The sequence below is a fragment of the Sphingobacterium composti genome (assembly GCF_009829075.1).
GTDB classification, from domain to species: Bacteria; Bacteroidota; Bacteroidia; order Sphingobacteriales; family Sphingobacteriaceae; genus Sphingobacterium; species Sphingobacterium composti.
This window is the reverse complement of record NZ_WUQZ01000016.1, coordinates 1-15,945: the sequence shown is the minus strand read 5'-3', so window position 1 is coordinate 15,945 and position 15,945 is coordinate 1. Positions and strand designations below refer to the sequence as shown.

The following is a 15,945-nucleotide window of genomic DNA, read 5'->3' as shown; positions in this document are numbered from 1 at the left end:
CACAAAATAAATAAGGCTACCCAAAGTAGGTAGCCTTACAAATTTACGCAATATTTTTAAGATTAATATTTGCTTTTTGATTCGCGACGTTTGCCTGAGAAATCACGGAAACCGCCATTATCTCCACCACGGTCTCTACGTTCGCCGGAGAATCCACCACGACGGTCACCGCCACGGTCTCTTCTCTCTCCGCCAAAACCTCCGCTACGTTCGCTACGGCCTCTTCCACCACGGTCACCGCCTCTTGAGCGACCACCACGGTCGCCACCACGCTCCGAACGTCCTTCGCCAGAAACTTCAATACGCACTTGACGTCCGTTGAAGTCTACACCTTTGAATCCGTCGAATACTTTATTAACCTCTTCATCTTGAACTTCGAAGAAAGTAAATACACCTTTCAAATCAATTTTACCGATAGATTTACCAGTGATATTTGCTGTGTTGCAAATAAAACCTAACATATCTCCACGGCTAAATTCATCTACAGAACCTAAGTTCATGAACAAACGAGTGTATCCTTTTGAACCTTGGCGTGAACCACGTTCTACTCTTTCACCACGTTCGCCTCTAGCGCTAATATCGCGTGCATCGATATTTAAATCAGGTGCATTTTTGTAATAGTCTAAGAAACGGTTGAATTCAAGAGATGCAAATCTTTTTACAATTTCTTCTTTCGATAAATCTTCGAAACCTTCCATGATAGCAGGCAAGAAAGTGTTGATTTGCTCTTCGTTTACTTCTACATTTTTAACCTTGTCAATAATGGTCATCAATTGTTTAGCAACAACTTCTTCCCCTTGAGGGACTTCCATTTTAACAAAAGGTTTACCGATAACTTTTTCAAGTTGACGAATTTTGCTTTGCTCTTTGATGTTAATCAATGAGATTGAAATACCAGTTTTACCAGCACGAGCTGTACGACCCGAACGGTGCGTATAGTTTTCAATTTCATCAGGTAATGAGAAGTTGATAACGTGCGTCACGTCATTCACATCGATACCACGTGCAGCTACGTCAGTTGCGATCAACATTTGTAAGCTACGGTCACGGTAACGTTTCATTACTTTGTCACGTTGTTGTTGTGATAAATCACCGTGTAATGCATCCGCATTGTAACCATCTTTGATTAATGCTTCAGCGATTTCTTGCGTTTCGATTTTAGTACGACAGAATACAATACCAAAGATATCCGGATTAGAATCTACGATACGTTTGAATGCTGCGTATTTATCTCTCGCTTTTACCAAGAAGTATTGGTGCTCGATATTTGCATTACCTGTGTTTTTTGTGCCAACAGTTAATTCAAATGGGTCAGTCATATACTTTTGAGCGATACGACGTACCTCTCTAGGCATAGTAGCTGAGAATAACCAAGTTTTTTTGTCTTCTGGAGTTTCTGACAAGATGTTGTTGATGTCTTCTTGGAAGCCCATGTTCAACATTTCGTCCGCTTCATCCAATACAACATATTTTACATTAGAGAAATCAATTGCATTTCTGCCAATGATATCTAACATACGTCCTGGAGTAGCAACTACAATCTGTACACCACGTCTGATTTGACGCAATTGGTCACTGATGTTTGCACCTCCATATACAGCTACAACATGTACGTTGTCGATGTACTTAGCAAATTTTTCTAAATCTTTAGCGATTTGTAAACACAGCTCACGTGTAGGGCATAATACTAATGCTTGTGGGTGTTTTTGAGAAAAGTCTAATTGCTCTAATAATGGTAGACCAAATGCCGCTGTCTTACCTGTGCCGGTTTGGGCTAATCCGACAAAATCGTCGCTGCCAGTCAATAAAACAGGAATGGCTTTTTCCTGTATTTCAGAAGGTTTTTCGAAACCTATTTCTGAGATGGCTTTAACAACTTCCTCACGGATTCCCAGTTCTAAAAATGGGTTCATGAAATAAATTATACAATAGGCACTATTGCCTAAGGCGTTGCAAAGGTAAGGATAATATTCGATATACACAATAGTGTAAGCAATTGATTTTTAAGCTATATTCGAAACTTATTATTATGTAAGCATATCTTATGAAGTATTTATTATTCGTATTTCTTTTTAGCATTCAGTTAGTTATCGCACAAGATAAACCCAATTCAAAGTTGTTTTTAGAGCAATTCAAACCTTTCTTAGGTCAATATTTCGAAGGTGAAATCGTCGAAGGTGGTAAAGAAGGTGATGGTTTTACCGGAAAAAAACTTTTGATGCAAGTAATGAGTTATGATGATAGGGAAGTGAAGATTCCTTTTTTTGTGGGTGATGATAAATCAAGAACATGGATTTTGAGCTATTCAAACAATGTAATCACACTAAAACATGACCATAGACACGAAGATGGTTCACCTGATAAAGTAACTTTTTACGGGGGTACATCTCCCAACGAAGGAGCTGTTAATTCACAAATGTTTCCGGCAGACAACGAAACTTGTCAACTTATCGATTATGCATGTCAGAATGTATGGTGGATTACTATGGATGGTAAAATATATACCTACAATTTGAGAAGAATTGGTTCAGATAGATTATTTACCGTAAAATTTGATTTAACTAAGCCTGTGGTTTCTGATTTTAAGCCTTGGTGATTTAGGGTTGAATATTAATAATAAGTAAGCCTGCAGTTTTGCAGGCTTATCTTTTATTCTTTCTTTCTATTCTGAATCTTACTGCGCAGTAAGTTGAAAAAATCTTCTTCGACTTGAAAAAATTGTGAAGCTCGGGCTTGACCAATGAATTTTGCAAAATCTGCACGAAAAGCTTTTTTCAGTTCTACCTCTTTTACATCATAAGCGATAACATCACGCTTTTCGCTATTTAGCGAATTAACTCCTTCGGGTGTACGTATTGCCCCACGCTTAGCGCGTTTTAGCTCCCACATTTCTTTGTTATATTGATTGTATATAGGAAAGAAACGTTCAGCTTCAGCAGGTGTTAGTTTCAACTCTTTGGTAATATATGCTATTTTTTCACTTTCTATAGCTTCAAAATTGCGTTGCGCAAAAGTGACCTGCATTGTAAAAAGTAAACAAATAGTAGTAAATATATATTTAAGATGTAACATTATAACATGTAATTTAAATAATCTTCAATTTCATCATCTTCAATATTTGAATCTAATTGAGCATTTTCTTCGACGATATTTACATCGGATGCAAATTCTGCCAATTGGATTAAATCTCCACCTTCAGAAACTTGAGCTAAATAGCTTAAAATTTCTTCATCACTTATGTTTTCCAGATTCACATCTGTAGTAATAATATGCTGTTGCATTTGGCTAGTTGAACTTATATTTTGAATTCCAAAATAAGAACCAATTCCTACTAAAAGAGCGATAGCGGCAGCTGCAGAGTATTTTCTCCAATTTGTAAGTTTTGGAAAGACAATTATTGATGTCTCTTTTTTAGATGCATTTGTAGTTTTATCTAAAATAGAGGTTGTTAATTGCTCGAAATATCCAACAGGTACATGGAAAGAGTTATTCTCAGATTTTCTAGACCACTGGTCAAGTTTAATAGTTGCTTCTATTTCATTCGCTGAATGTTCGAAATACTGATTAGGAACGATATAACCAGTCTCTTTTCCTACATTCTCTTGAATGTTAATTTCTGCTATTTTAGCAAAAATTTGTTCTTCAGCATTATCAAAATAGCCAATAGGAGTTTCAAAATCTAAAGTTGGAACTTGAGATTTCAAATATTCTTCAGCTACTGCTGACTCAATATTCTGATTAAGATTATAGAAATATTGTTCAGGAACCGAAAATCCATCTTGAGCTACTTTGTCTTTTAGACTATGTTCAGCAATTTTTGCAAAAATAGAATTTTCAAGAGTGTCAAAATATCCATCAGGAACAGCGGATGTAGCATTTGGTAGAGAATCTTCGTTATGATTACCAACAGCAGAATATAGGCGAATTTGGTTAAGTATAACGTTTTCTTGCTCTTCAAAAAAGTCTTGAGGAGTAAAAAAAGGATTTACACGCAATGAATCTGGTAGATTTTTGCCTCCTAATTCTTCGTTATATGTGTTAATTTCCTTCATACGTTATATATAGATAATTCTAATATCCAAAGGTTTAATCGTGGCTATTAAAAAATGTTTCTATTTTCTTAACGGCTAAATGATATGAAGCTTTTAAGGCTCCTACACTGGTTCCTAATATATCAGATATTTCATCATACTTCAAATCTTCAAAGTATTTCATGTTGAATACCAATCTTTGTTTTTCGGGCAATGTAAGTAATGCTTGCTGTAATTTTAATTGCGCCTTGTCGCCATTAAAATACGAACCATCAGCCAATGTTTCGGATAGATATGATGAATTATCATCGTCTAATGAAACATTGTTTTTTTGTTTTTTCTTGTTCAAGAACGTGATACATTCATTCGTCGCGATTCTATATAACCAAGTGTATAGTTGAGAGTCTTCTCTGAATTTCTCAAGATTACGCCATACTTTAACAAAGATATCTTGGGTCACGTCATCCGCATCGTCATGATCGATGACCATGCGTCTGACATGCCAATATATTTTTTGTTGATATTTCTTCAACAATTGTTTGAAAGCTGCTTCACGCGAACTTTCATCGGCAAACATGGATATGATTTGCGCGTCTTCCATTTGTTATTTTTTTCTGCTAATAACTTTTTGTGCTTTGGCTACAATGCTAGCAGCATTCAAACCATATTTTTCCATCAATTGTGCAGGAGTACCTGATTCACCGAAGCTATCATCTACTGCTACATACTCTTGAGGAGTTGGTAATTGAGTAGCTAATAGTTGTGCTACACTATCACCTAGTCCACCTAGGCGATTGTGCTCTTCAGCCGTTACTACACAACCAGTTTTCTTTACAGAAGCTAAGATTGCTGCTTCATCTAAAGGTTTAATCGTGTGTATATTGATGATTTCAGCACTGATGCCTAATTTTTCTAATTCTTCGCCAGCTTGGATCGCTTCCCATACTAGGTGACCTGTAGCTACGATTGTAACATCAGTACCTTCATTCAACATGACTGCTTTACCAATTTCGAAAGTTTGGTCGGCAGGAGTGAAGTTAGGAACTACTGGACGACCGAAACGTAAGTAAACTGGACCTTCATATTTTGCTACCGCAATAGTAGCAGCTTTAGTTTGATTAAAGTCACAAGGGTTGATAACCACCATGCCTGGCAACATTTTCATCAAACCGATATCTTCCAAAGTTTGGTGAGTAGCACCATCTTCACCTAAAGTAAGACCAGCGTGTGACGCTGCGATTTTCACATTTTTGTGCGAATAAGCAATAGATTGGCGGATTTGATCGTATACACGAGCAGTTGAGAATTCAGCGAAAGTTCCTGTGAAAGGAATTTTGCCACCAATAGTCAATCCTGCCGCGATACCCATCATATTTGCTTCAGCAATACCGATTTGAAAGAAGCGTTCAGGAAACTCTTTGATAAAAGCATCCATTTTTAATGAACCAATCAAATCAGCACATAATGCCACTACATTTTCGTTCTGCTTACCTGCCTCTACTAACCCTGCACCAAAGCCCGAACGTGTATCTTTAGATTCTGTGAATGTATATTTTTTCATGTTTGTCGTAGTATTTAGATGTTAGTAGTTAGTATTTAGAAAATAATCTAATATCTAACATCTTATATCTAAAATCTATTTTAATAATCGCCTAATGTTTCTGGTAATTGATTTAATGCACTTGCTAATTGCTCATCATTTGGCGCTACACCATGCCATTTGTGCGTACCCATCATAAAATCTACACCTGAACCCATTGCTGTGTGTAATAATATAATCACAGGTTTACCTTTTCTAGTACGAGATTTAGCTTCATCGATACCAGCTACTACTGCAGCCATATCATTACCTTTCTCTACTTCTAAAACATCCCATCCAAATGCTTCCCACTTAGCACGAAGATTGCCTAATGAAAGTACATTGTCTGTAGAACCATCAATTTGAGCACCATTATAATCCACAGCAGCGATTAGATTGTCAACTTTATTGTGTGGAGCATACATAGCAGCTTCCCATACTTGACCCTCTTGCAATTCTCCATCACCCATCAATACATAAACTAAATTATTGTCTTTATTTAGTTTTTTAGCTTGTGCAGCACCGATAGCAGCTGATAGACCTTGACCTAATGAACCTGAAGCAATACGAATACCAGGTAATCCTTCGTGGGTAGTCGGGTGTCCTTGAAGACGTGTGTTTAATTTACGGAATGTCGCTAATTCGCTAACAGGGAAGTATCCCGCTCTAGCTAATGTGCTGTAAAATACAGGCGAAATGTGTCCGTTTGACAAGAAGAACAAATCTTCACCAATACCATCCATATTGAACGATGGGTCATTTTTCATAGCATGAAAATATAATGCTACGAAATAGTCAGCACAGCCTAATGAACCTCCAGGATGTCCTGATTGACATCCATGTACCATGCGTACGATGTCACGTCTTACTTGTGTTGCAGTTTGTTCAAGTTTATTGATATCTACACTCATTTTGATTGTTTTATACAAATTATGCGTGTAAAGTTAATGAAATTAAATGTTTAAAGAAGTGTATAGTTGATAGAAATCATAAAAATGTATAGCATTGTTATACTTCTTCATTATTATGAAAATTTTATAAAAGAAAAAGGCTCATTTTTTACAAATGAGCCTTTCGTTATTAGTTCAAAATCGACCAAGTCGACCAAGGAATTCTGGACAGAATCAAGATTAGTGCGATAGTGTATGTAATAAATACTGTTCTATTCGCAGCAAAATCTTGTGTAGCTTTTTTCGCTTTGATATAACCAACCGTAATTAATACAATAGCAATAATCATCATCAATGGATGCTCTAAGAAATATAATCTTGATAAGCTATTGCTCATGTTTTCACCTGAAAAACTTTTAATACCAAGGGGCGACACAAAGTAAATTATCAAACCAATTAGCAATTGCAAGTGCGCAGAGATAAACCCGATTAAAGCAATTTTACGATTATATGGATTTGCTTTGAAATAATTCACTGCCGTAATGACAATTGAAATAACTAAGGCCACTAAGAGAATAATAGCTAAAGTGGAGTGTAAATGTTTCATGCCTGTTAACATATGATTTAAAGTTTTAAATATTTTCTATTCTACAAAAGTACTATTTTGAAAGTCGTTTTTCGCCTAATTCTCTAAATTCAGATTTTGCTTTGAATTGAGGGAATGTTTTTTCTTGACTCATCACATATCCGATGTCGAAGAATAGACGAATATCAGCCAAAATTCCGCTAAAATCCCAATTTTCATCCAACTCATCTTGTGGTTTGTGGTATCTATTTGCTAATGCTGATTTACGCTTTTCAATCGCTACAGAATCTGTCGAAATTAATTTTGAACCCGAACCCATAAACAATCCTGGAACACCTTTTTTCACAAAATTGAAATGGTCAGAACGATAAAAACCTCCAGAAGTTGGATTTTTCTCACCAACTACTGTTCTCCCGAATTTAGCAGCAGAGCGTTCAACATAATCTTCAATTTCTGTTTGTCCAATACCGACTATCGACACATCTTTTGTAGCACCTAAAGGACTAAAAGCATCCATATTTAAGTTTGCCACAGTTTTGTTCAAAGGATAAATCGGATTGTTTGCATAATAAGATGAACCCAATAAGCCTTCTTCTTCCGCTGTCAACGCAATAAATACAATGGTACGCTCAGCTTTATGCTTAGCAGCTTTGAAAGCTTTACCAATTTCAAATAGAGCCGCTACACCAGCCGCATTGTCAATGGCACCATTATAAATAGAATCGCCATTTACAGCTTCACCAACACCCAAATGATCCCAATGTGCTGTGTAAATAATTGTTTCGTCAGCACGTTTGGTGCCTGATATTTTAGCTATTACGTTGTTGGACTTGGAGTGTCTAAATGCATTTTTTAATTCTACTTTAGTACTGATATTCATCGGCATTGCTTTGAAGCCTGGCTTTTTAGCAGCTTCCATTAAGTCCGTGTTAAGTCCAGCAAGTTTAAATAATTTTTCGGCAGTAGGCGTAGAAACCCAACCTTCGAATTCGGGTAATTCGTCTGGATTGTTGGTTGTTAATTCCAATTGCGGTCCCGACCATCCTGAACGAACAACATCCCAACCATAACTAGCTGCTGCAGTCTCATGAATCAATAAAATTCCAGTCGCGCCTTGACGACCAGCTTCTTCAAATTTGTATCTCCATCTACCATAGTAGGTCATCGTATCAGCTTTGAAAAGGTTTTTATCGTATCGACCAGGGTCAGATACCATCACGACAACAGTTTTGCCTTTTACATCTAAACCTTCGTAATCGTTCCAATTATATTCTGGTGCGACAATACCAAATCCTGCAAAAACAAGTTCTGTATCTTCCACTAAAGTGTTCTCTTTGAGTTTGCGTGTGCCAATAACAAAATCATCTAGTGATTTTACAGAAATAGAACCGTTTTTTCCTTTGAAAGTTAAATTGGGCTCTACAGGTTTTGATGTGATTTCAACCATGGGCACTTCTTGAAAATATGAATCGCCATTGCCTGGTTCAAGACCTATTGCCTTAAATTGCTCTTCGATATAATTGACCGTCAATGTATCACCTTTGGTAAAAGGTTTGCGACCTAAAAATTCATCAGAAGCGAGTTGTGCAACGTAGGCTTTATAGGATTCTTCTGTAATAGCTCCAAGTGCTGTGCTGTCTAATGCTGTAGCATCAAAGTTGGAAGCTTGTTCACTACACGAAAATAGACCTATACTCAATGCACAGGAAAATAGAAAAGTTTTATTCATAATTCTTATGTGTTGAAACCACTAAAATTACGATTAAAAAAGAAAAGTAGCGGTTTGTATCTAATCTTTGACAGGAATGACTTCTGCTATTGGATGAAATAAATAGATTTTTTGTGTCGAAATCTCCAAGCACTTATATCTTTTACGGAGTTTTTCTAACTTTTGGAATGTTCTTCCATTTTTCATTTGAAAAATTGATTGTTCCGGTAGTTCTTCAACATGAATCAGTTCCGATACCTTCTTATCATATTGTTTTAGTACACGATATAGATTCAAATCCGTACAAGAAGATGCCGCAGGATTGTTCATGTAATTATTAATTGCCAAGACGACATCAACTGGAAAAATGTTCAATTTCAAAAAAGGCTGAATTAGCGATTTAAAGTTGTTTTTCCATTCTTCACCATGTGGCTTTACACGGCTTTTAAACTCTTGATATGTTTTCAAATGTGCAAACTCATGTACCGTAGTCATCAAAAAAGAATAGGGATTAAGGTCGTGATTGACGGTGATTTGATGCGAACTTCCACGAAATGGAGCACGGTAATCGCCGAGTTTGGTGCTACGCGCTTTAGTAACTTTAAATCGGCAAGAGGTATCATTAATCCATTGCGAAATTATTGGTGCAGCTTCTGCAGGAATGTACTTGCTCAATTGTTTGCTGAAATCTGGCATATCACTACAAACTTATTATTTAAATCCTAAAAAGTGAATTTTTTATGGTTCTCAAACCTAAATCTTATCCCTATATTTGACATTGAAATTTCGATACACATTACATCAATTTATACAATATGCTATCACGATTACTCATAAAAAACTACGCTTTGATTGATAATTTGGATATCGCTTTTGATAAGGGATTGAATATTATTACGGGTGAAACGGGAGCTGGTAAATCTATTCTGATGGGTGCTTTGGGCTTGGTTTTGGGTAATAGAGCGGAGGGCAAACAGTTTTTTGATGATTCCAAGAAATGTGTTATTGAGGGTTATTTTTCTATTTCATCCTATGATCTGAAAGGATTTTTCGAAGAATATGATTTAGAATACGAAAACGAAACGATTATTCGTCGTGAAATTTCAGTAGATGGGAAATCACGTGCTTTTGTTAATGATTCTCCGGTGAACTTATCGACATTGAAGGCTCTGGGTGAAAGATTGATTGATATTCACTCGCAACATGCGACTTTGCAAATCAATACCGAGGAATTCCAACTTTTTGTACTTGATGCTATCGCGAATAATGCTTCTCTCTTGGAGGGTTTTCGAAAAGAATTACAACAATTGCGTCAGCTCGATAAAAAATTAAAAACGCTGAAAGAAGAATCTCGCACGGCTAATGCTGAATTGGATTATAACCAATTTCTATTTGATGAATTGGAAAAACTGAATGTGCGTGAAGGCGAATTGAAAGAATTAGAAGAGGAGCAAAGCCAATTGGAGAATGCAGAAGAAATTAAGCGAGCTTTGTTAGCTTCTACGCATTTGTTGGCGGATGGCGAACAAAATGCCTTGACCCTATTAAAGGAAAGTATACAGCAAATTCAACAAGCGTCACGTTACTTTACAGATGCAGAAGAGTTGGCAAATCGTTTGAACAGTGCTTATATTGAGATCAAGGATGTTTCATCAGAAATTTCACGTCAAGAAGCGTCTGTTAATTTGGATGAAAAGCGTTTGGATGAAGTCAATTCACGTTTAAGTGATATCTATAGTTTATTGAAGAAACACCGTTTTGAATCGGAAACGGAACTTATTCAATTGCAAACTGAATTGGAAGAAAAACTACAAGTTGCCTTAAATCATGACGAAATTTTGGAGAAACTAGAAGAGGATAAGAAAAATCAAGAAGGTAAAGTTTTAAAACTAGGAGAACAGCTTCATCAAAAACGCCAAAATATTAAAGCTAAAGTAGAAGACTCAGTTCAAAAAACTCTTGCGCATGTAGGCATGGCAAATGCTAAACTTGAAGTGTCACTAATTTTGCAATCTTTAGATAAAGCTTCTATTAAAGGTTTGGATGCGGTTCAATTTCTTTTCTCAGCAAATAAAGGTCAATCTTTGCAGCCAATTCATAAAGTTGCTTCAGGTGGTGAGTTATCACGTGTGATGCTTGCAATCAAATCTTTGGTTGCACAAAATTCTGCTTTACCAACGATAATTTTTGACGAAATTGATACAGGTATTTCGGGTGAGGTAGCGCTACGAGTAGGTGAGGTGATGCATGATTTAGCAAATAATATGCAGGTTTTGTCAATTACGCACTTGCCTCAAATTGCTTCCAAAGGAACTTCACACTTCAAAGTTTATAAGGAAGACAAGAATGACAAAACCCGTTCAAATATCGTATTGATGAATGAAGATGAACGCGTAGTTGAAGTTGCGCAGATGCTTAGTGGAACTAACCCTGGTGAAGCGGCATTAGCACATGCAAGGAATTTGTTGAATCGTTAAAAATGGATTTGATATATAATAGAAACGCCTGCGAATGAATATTTGCAGGCGTTTATTGTATGAAAGTATTTTTGAGAGATTTCTTCATAGGTCATTCAACATTGTCTCCTATGATTGCTAATAAAAGTAAATAATAACCTTTTTCTAGTCCCAATTCTGCTGCTTTTTGTTCAATCGTTTTCATAATCTGATGTTTTATGTTTATAGTTGATTACACTTATTCAATTGATATGCCAAAAAATTATTTGGATTCGGGTAAATCTGAAAAATTATAAATATTAAGTATTAAATCGCATGATGAAAGTTTTTGACACGATACTGATGTGATAAATACTTATGCCATGAGTGTTTTACTATCTGTTATTTGCCAAATAATAAATAACCATCTCTCGCACCTTGTATGACTTTCTGAAGTTCAATCTCTTCCAATCCATTAATTAGTGTCTGAAATTCTTTCCATATTTTGGAAAGATCTTCTTGATGTTGTGATAAGTATACAAATGGAAAACCTTTAAATGTTTGATATTCATGTAGCTTTTTTAGTATCATCTTATTTCCTAACATAGCCCCTAAAACAATATAAATCAACCCCAGCTTGTAATGGCGATTTGTGTTATTTATAACTACAGGCGATAAATTGTTTATAATAATTGATAAATGCTTTAAATCAGAATACAGCGCAGATAGTTTCTGCTCCAAAATGATTTTAAATTCTGGCCAATCTGAACTTACCTTTGGAAGTATCCCCGCTATATAATTATATGATTTAAGGATTAAATTTTGATAATGATCAAGCGTAAACTGATTTGAAAATAAAAGTTGGGAATTCATTACTTCCTCAATTTTATCATGTAAATCTTGGGTTTCTGTTTTTAAAATCTTACTATTCATTAGGGAAAGATAATTTAAATATAGTTCCTTCACCGACGTTACTTTCAAAAGAGATATTGGCATTTAGTCGGTCAACAATTCTTTTTACAATAGCCATTCCAACGCCAGTTCCTTCAAATTGACTCGCATTTGTAAGACGTTTAAATATACTGAAGACATGTTGCTTTTCAGTATTTTCAATGCCTATTCCATTATCTTTAATTATATATAAAAGTCTATTCCCTTCCATTTTACTATGAATTTCAATTGTAGTCATCGGCTTTTTACTACTGAATTTTATGGCATTATTTATTAGGTTCATAAAAAGCTGATATAATAATGTTTTTTCTCCATATACAGGATGCAGATCTCCTAAAATGATTTCAAAATTCTGCACCTTATAAGTTTGTATTGCCTGATGAATAATTTGATTTATAAAGATTTCTGTTGATATAGATTCAAAAGGAAGAATTTGCGATGATGTTTTTGTAGATTGGATAGTCTTGTCAATAATTTCGTTTATCAAATGCGCTGCTTCGTGTATATTTTTTGCAAATTTATTGATCATTTCCTTGGACAATTGATCACGTGAATACATGAATTGTGCTGCTGTCATAATTGTAGATAGCGGATTTTTTAGATCGTGAGACAATTCATGTGTATAAGTTTCTAACTTATTATTTGCTTCTATCAACTGCTCATTAAGGCGTTTGACCTCATTCATTTTGCGCAACATGGATTCTTGAATCAACTTTTGAATGCGTACTAAAAAATCATGATCAAATTTTGACCATTTTTCAGATTGACCTTTGACATCTTTTTTCCATAGTTGAAAGGAAGTTCTTGGAGAATAGAGATAAGCATTTTTTTCTTCGGAAAATTTTTGATGTTTTTCAGGCACTCCAGCCCATTTTTCTTCAATAATAATTTCCTTTCTGAACCAATAAATAACAAATTCATGGTCTTTATCACAACTCAATCGCGCTATTCCCGTCCATGTACTATTATCCAGTTGTTTTTCTTCTGACAGCATGAAGGAGTGAGACGTGTATATATTCTCTGTACTCATTTTCTCATTAATGCTTGTGTGAATATCCTCTAGAATATATTCACTTGGAGTTTCTCCGAAGCTGAGAAAATGGTCAAGTGATTTAATTATTAATCCTGTCGCTGATAGAGCTAGCATAAACTGATGTGCAAACTCACCTAAAGTCTTTTCGAAAGATTGATTATAAAACAGTTTTTCTTTTAATTCTAATTCGATTTCACTGATAATTTGATCTTGCTTTATTTGAATACGTTGTCTCTCTACCAAATATTTATTAGCCGCATAATGTGTCACGAACAAACCTAAACTTCGCTTATCATAAGGTATATATTTCGGTAAAATATTTTGACAAGCCACCAATCCCCACAATTTATTATCTATGATAATAGAAAAGCTCGCACTTGCTCGTACACCAAAATTATTTAAATACTGCAAATGTATAGGTGATAGTGCTCGTACATGAGATTTTGAAAGATCTATACTCTTGGGAGAATTACCATAAAGTGGTATTACATCCGCATGAATATCTGGAGTTTGTCTGGATAAATTTTTAAGATAAAGTTGTCTAGCTTGTTGTGGTATATCAAATTCGGGATACCTATACCCCAAAATTGAATCTTCTTCAAGCTTTTTCTTTTCGGCAACAACTATACCACTATTATCTTCCAAAAATTGATAGACCATCACCCGGTCGAAATCAATGATCTTTGATATATTATCGCATAATGCTTGCCATAGACTATCACTTTTTTGGAATGTATGCTGGAATTCATTGAGCTGGCTCAAAGCAATGACCATACTTTCGTTCTTCTCAAACTCTACATATAAATTCCCCTGATAGGAATATATAGTAAGCTGATAGGAATAGTCATTAATTAGTACGTGTTGTGTGTAAGGATTCTCTTCTAAACATGAAATTTGCGCGCTATCAAATTTCTTATCTACATTAATGTAATCTAAAATTTCATTAATATGTACATTCAACGCTTTAGTTATTCCGCAAGGAAACCATTCGTCACAATTTTCACTGATAGCTATGCATTCACCTAATAAATTGAAGACTACGAGGTAGCCAAAATTCTGGATTTTTCCACATAAATGAATTTGTTCCTCTTCACAGTTTAATGTTTTTAAGTTTTTAATCATCAAAGGTGCGAGATAGATGGATTAAATATACTTAATTGTAGGTAATATGTTATCTTATATTCCTGATATATAATCAAGGTAATATATTATTATGTTAAGGTTTTAATTGTTAACAATAGAGAAAATGCAAAATATTGGATTTATTGATTTATAATGAAAAGTATAATGCTATTTATTTTACAATTTTTATGAACTAAAATTGTTAATGATATCTTATATTATTTAAATTAAGCAGAACATCTATTAATGCTTTTGCTTATCAAATGAGAAGCGTCTTGCAATACTAAATCCCCATCTGAATTGTCCTTTTGTCCGACTGGTAGTCGTCTCTGTGATATATTGTGATTCTTGTACAGCATTTGCGTTAGTGAAATTCAGATTGAAAACATGACCTCCAGTCTCAATTTCGAGTCCGACCCCCAGTGCATTATAAAATTTCCGTTGATATTTTCTATGTAATCTTTCTTTTCTTTATTTCGAAACGGTGCAACATAGTCGGCTAAAAGGGTCATTCTTTTTGTGAATTTTAATCGACCACCGACAGAAAGCGCAAAGGTTGAATTTTGATCTCCATACGCTGTATAATCATGATGTATGTAGCTTGGGATTAATACTAATGAAAATGCAGGATTAAACATTCTTGCTATTACTAGCTGACTTACATAGGTCATTCTATCGCTAAATTTTGAGAAATTAGAAGGAGATGTTAGGTCTTCGGATTTGCCCATTGCTGAAGTGGTTGCACTTCCAAAAAAGGCAACACTCACAGGGATTTTGTTATCATTAGTCTGCTCTAGAAATTAATATTGAGTTGAGTATTGGAATAAGACCGTTCTTGCAAATACCTCTAACAGGTATTGGTTATGGAAGAACAAACTTACAGTCCAAAGGTGTGGCTGTAAGTTTTGGAATTGCCCCCTAAAGTAATATTAGATAGATAGCTGTTTTTTAAACAGGAAGAGAGCTCAATTGAGCTCTCTCTTGACTTTGGCTGTTTATTAGATATTTTAAAAAAAATGCGATGATTTTTGATTTATCGCATTTTTTTTACAACTTAACATCTAGTTAAACAACTAGGTATGGGATATCCAACAAAAGTTCAAGTGATTAAACGCGCTAAAAGTGAACAGTGGTATGTTAACTTTCCAGCCGCAGTTGCTCAAGCTATTGAATTTCAACAAGGAGAAATTGTAGAGTGGGTAATAGATGATCATCAGCGACTTGTTCTTCAACGAAGTGACGAGTCTGTAAAAGACCTTAAAAAAAAACTCCCCAAAAAAGCATAATCGCTCATTTTCAATATCTTTTTGAATAATGTAGTTCGGCTTTTAATCAACACCGTACCTTTCAGAGAGCCCGCAGTTTAGCATTGGGTTTGCTATGTAGTCTAGGTCGATGTACAGTGACTGGTATGTTAACAGCAAGTGGCAATCAATTTAAAGATTGGTCTGCAGCATACCATCTATTTAAGGGGAGCCGAATAAATCTAAAAGATATTTTTGGGGTAATTCGAAAACAAGTTGTTCTTTTGAATGAATCAGAGGATAGGTATATCTATGCGCACATGGACGATACCCTATTGCGAAAGACAGGGAAGAAAATATATGGTT

The 15,945-nt window shown here is 35.2% G+C and carries 17 protein-coding genes; 4 read left to right on the top strand and 13 right to left on the bottom strand.

The window, feature by feature from the left end; translation table 11 throughout:
* Window positions 1-62 precede the first annotated feature (62 nt).
* Entirely contained in the window at window positions 63-1,913 is a 1,851-nt protein-coding gene (locus GOQ17_RS11010) for a DEAD/DEAH box helicase (protein ID WP_159637443.1), read from the bottom strand.
* Window positions 1,914-2,044: 131 nt separating this feature from the next.
* Here GOQ17_RS11010 and GOQ17_RS11005 point away from each other — a divergent pair, with 131 nt between their 5' ends.
* On the top strand, window positions 2,045-2,596 hold the full coding sequence (locus GOQ17_RS11005; RefSeq protein ID WP_159637442.1) for a hypothetical protein: 552 nt from the start codon (window positions 2,045-2,047) through the stop codon (window positions 2,594-2,596).
* 53 nt (window positions 2,597-2,649) lie between these two features.
* Here GOQ17_RS11005 and GOQ17_RS11000 read toward each other — a convergent pair whose 3' ends face one another.
* The 8 genes from GOQ17_RS11000 to GOQ17_RS10965 all read right to left on the bottom strand — a co-directional run bounded on the left by GOQ17_RS11000 (window position 2,650) and on the right by GOQ17_RS10965 (window position 9,490).
* Entirely contained in the window at window positions 2,650-3,024 is a 375-nt protein-coding gene (locus GOQ17_RS11000) for a hypothetical protein (RefSeq protein ID WP_236537128.1), read from the bottom strand.
* 47 nt (window positions 3,025-3,071) lie between these two features.
* Complete coding sequence (locus tag GOQ17_RS10995; protein ID WP_159637441.1) at window positions 3,072-4,052, bottom strand: hypothetical protein; 981 nt, start codon at window positions 4,050-4,052, stop codon at window positions 3,072-3,074.
* Window positions 4,053-4,086: 34 nt separating this feature from the next.
* On the bottom strand, window positions 4,087-4,632 hold the full coding sequence (locus GOQ17_RS10990; RefSeq protein WP_159637440.1) for an RNA polymerase sigma factor: 546 nt from the start codon (window positions 4,630-4,632) through the stop codon (window positions 4,087-4,089).
* Window positions 4,633-4,635: 3 nt separating this feature from the next.
* Complete coding sequence (locus GOQ17_RS10985; RefSeq protein ID WP_159637439.1) at window positions 4,636-5,592, bottom strand: transketolase family protein; 957 nt, start codon at window positions 5,590-5,592, stop codon at window positions 4,636-4,638.
* An 80-nt stretch (window positions 5,593-5,672) separates the two neighbouring features.
* The gene (locus GOQ17_RS10980) at window positions 5,673-6,521 is read right to left on the bottom strand and encodes a transketolase (protein ID WP_159637437.1); all 849 of its coding nucleotides are present in this window, start codon (window positions 6,519-6,521) and stop codon (window positions 5,673-5,675) included.
* 169 nt (window positions 6,522-6,690) lie between these two features.
* Window positions 6,691-7,107, bottom strand: coding sequence for a hypothetical protein (locus GOQ17_RS10975; protein WP_159637436.1), 417 nt, complete (start codon window positions 7,105-7,107; stop codon window positions 6,691-6,693).
* Window positions 7,108-7,159: 52 nt separating this feature from the next.
* Window positions 7,160-8,815, bottom strand: coding sequence for a M28 family peptidase (locus GOQ17_RS10970; protein ID WP_159637435.1), 1,656 nt, complete (start codon window positions 8,813-8,815; stop codon window positions 7,160-7,162).
* Window positions 8,816-8,875: 60 nt separating this feature from the next.
* Window positions 8,876-9,490: a SprT family zinc-dependent metalloprotease gene (locus GOQ17_RS10965; protein ID WP_159637434.1), complete on the bottom strand. Its 615-nt coding sequence runs from the start codon at window positions 9,488-9,490 to the stop codon at window positions 8,876-8,878.
* Between the two features lie 119 nt (window positions 9,491-9,609).
* Here GOQ17_RS10965 and recN point away from each other — a divergent pair, with 119 nt between their 5' ends.
* Window positions 9,610-11,271 carry a DNA repair protein RecN gene (gene recN, locus GOQ17_RS10960; protein ID WP_159637433.1) on the top strand — a complete coding sequence of 554 codons (1,662 nt, stop codon included), beginning with the start codon at window positions 9,610-9,612 and terminating at the stop codon, window positions 11,269-11,271.
* Between the two features lie 360 nt (window positions 11,272-11,631).
* On the opposite strand, the gene GOQ17_RS10955 is transcribed toward recN, so the two are convergent.
* The 4 genes from GOQ17_RS10955 to GOQ17_RS10945 all read right to left on the bottom strand — a co-directional run bounded on the left by GOQ17_RS10955 (window position 11,632) and on the right by GOQ17_RS10945 (window position 15,102).
* Window positions 11,632-12,162 carry a biliverdin-producing heme oxygenase gene (locus GOQ17_RS10955; protein WP_159637432.1) on the bottom strand — a complete coding sequence of 177 codons (531 nt, stop codon included), beginning with the start codon at window positions 12,160-12,162 and terminating at the stop codon, window positions 11,632-11,634.
* Window positions 12,155-14,335: an ATP-binding protein gene (locus GOQ17_RS10950; protein WP_159637431.1), complete on the bottom strand. Its 2,181-nt coding sequence runs from the start codon at window positions 14,333-14,335 to the stop codon at window positions 12,155-12,157. The genes GOQ17_RS10955 and GOQ17_RS10950 overlap by 8 nt, the downstream gene beginning before the upstream one ends.
* Window positions 14,336-14,578: 243 nt before the next feature.
* Complete coding sequence (locus GOQ17_RS16600) at window positions 14,579-14,740, bottom strand: DUF5777 family beta-barrel protein (protein ID WP_394350610.1); 162 nt, start codon at window positions 14,738-14,740, stop codon at window positions 14,579-14,581.
* On the bottom strand, window positions 14,710-15,102 hold the full coding sequence (locus GOQ17_RS10945; protein ID WP_159637430.1) for a DUF5777 family beta-barrel protein: 393 nt from the start codon (window positions 15,100-15,102) through the stop codon (window positions 14,710-14,712). The genes GOQ17_RS16600 and GOQ17_RS10945 overlap by 31 nt, the downstream gene beginning before the upstream one ends.
* A gap of 312 nt (window positions 15,103-15,414) precedes the next feature.
* Here GOQ17_RS10945 and GOQ17_RS10940 point away from each other — a divergent pair, with 312 nt between their 5' ends.
* Together GOQ17_RS10940 and GOQ17_RS10935 are read left to right on the top strand one after the other, a co-directional pair.
* Window positions 15,415-15,621 (top strand): hypothetical protein, encoded by a 207-nt coding sequence (locus tag GOQ17_RS10940; protein WP_132778533.1) that lies wholly within the window; start codon window positions 15,415-15,417, stop codon window positions 15,619-15,621.
* A gap of 125 nt (window positions 15,622-15,746) precedes the next feature.
* The coding region (locus GOQ17_RS10935) for a hypothetical protein (protein ID WP_394350608.1) at window positions 15,747-15,945 on the top strand (199 nt) is incomplete at its 3' end.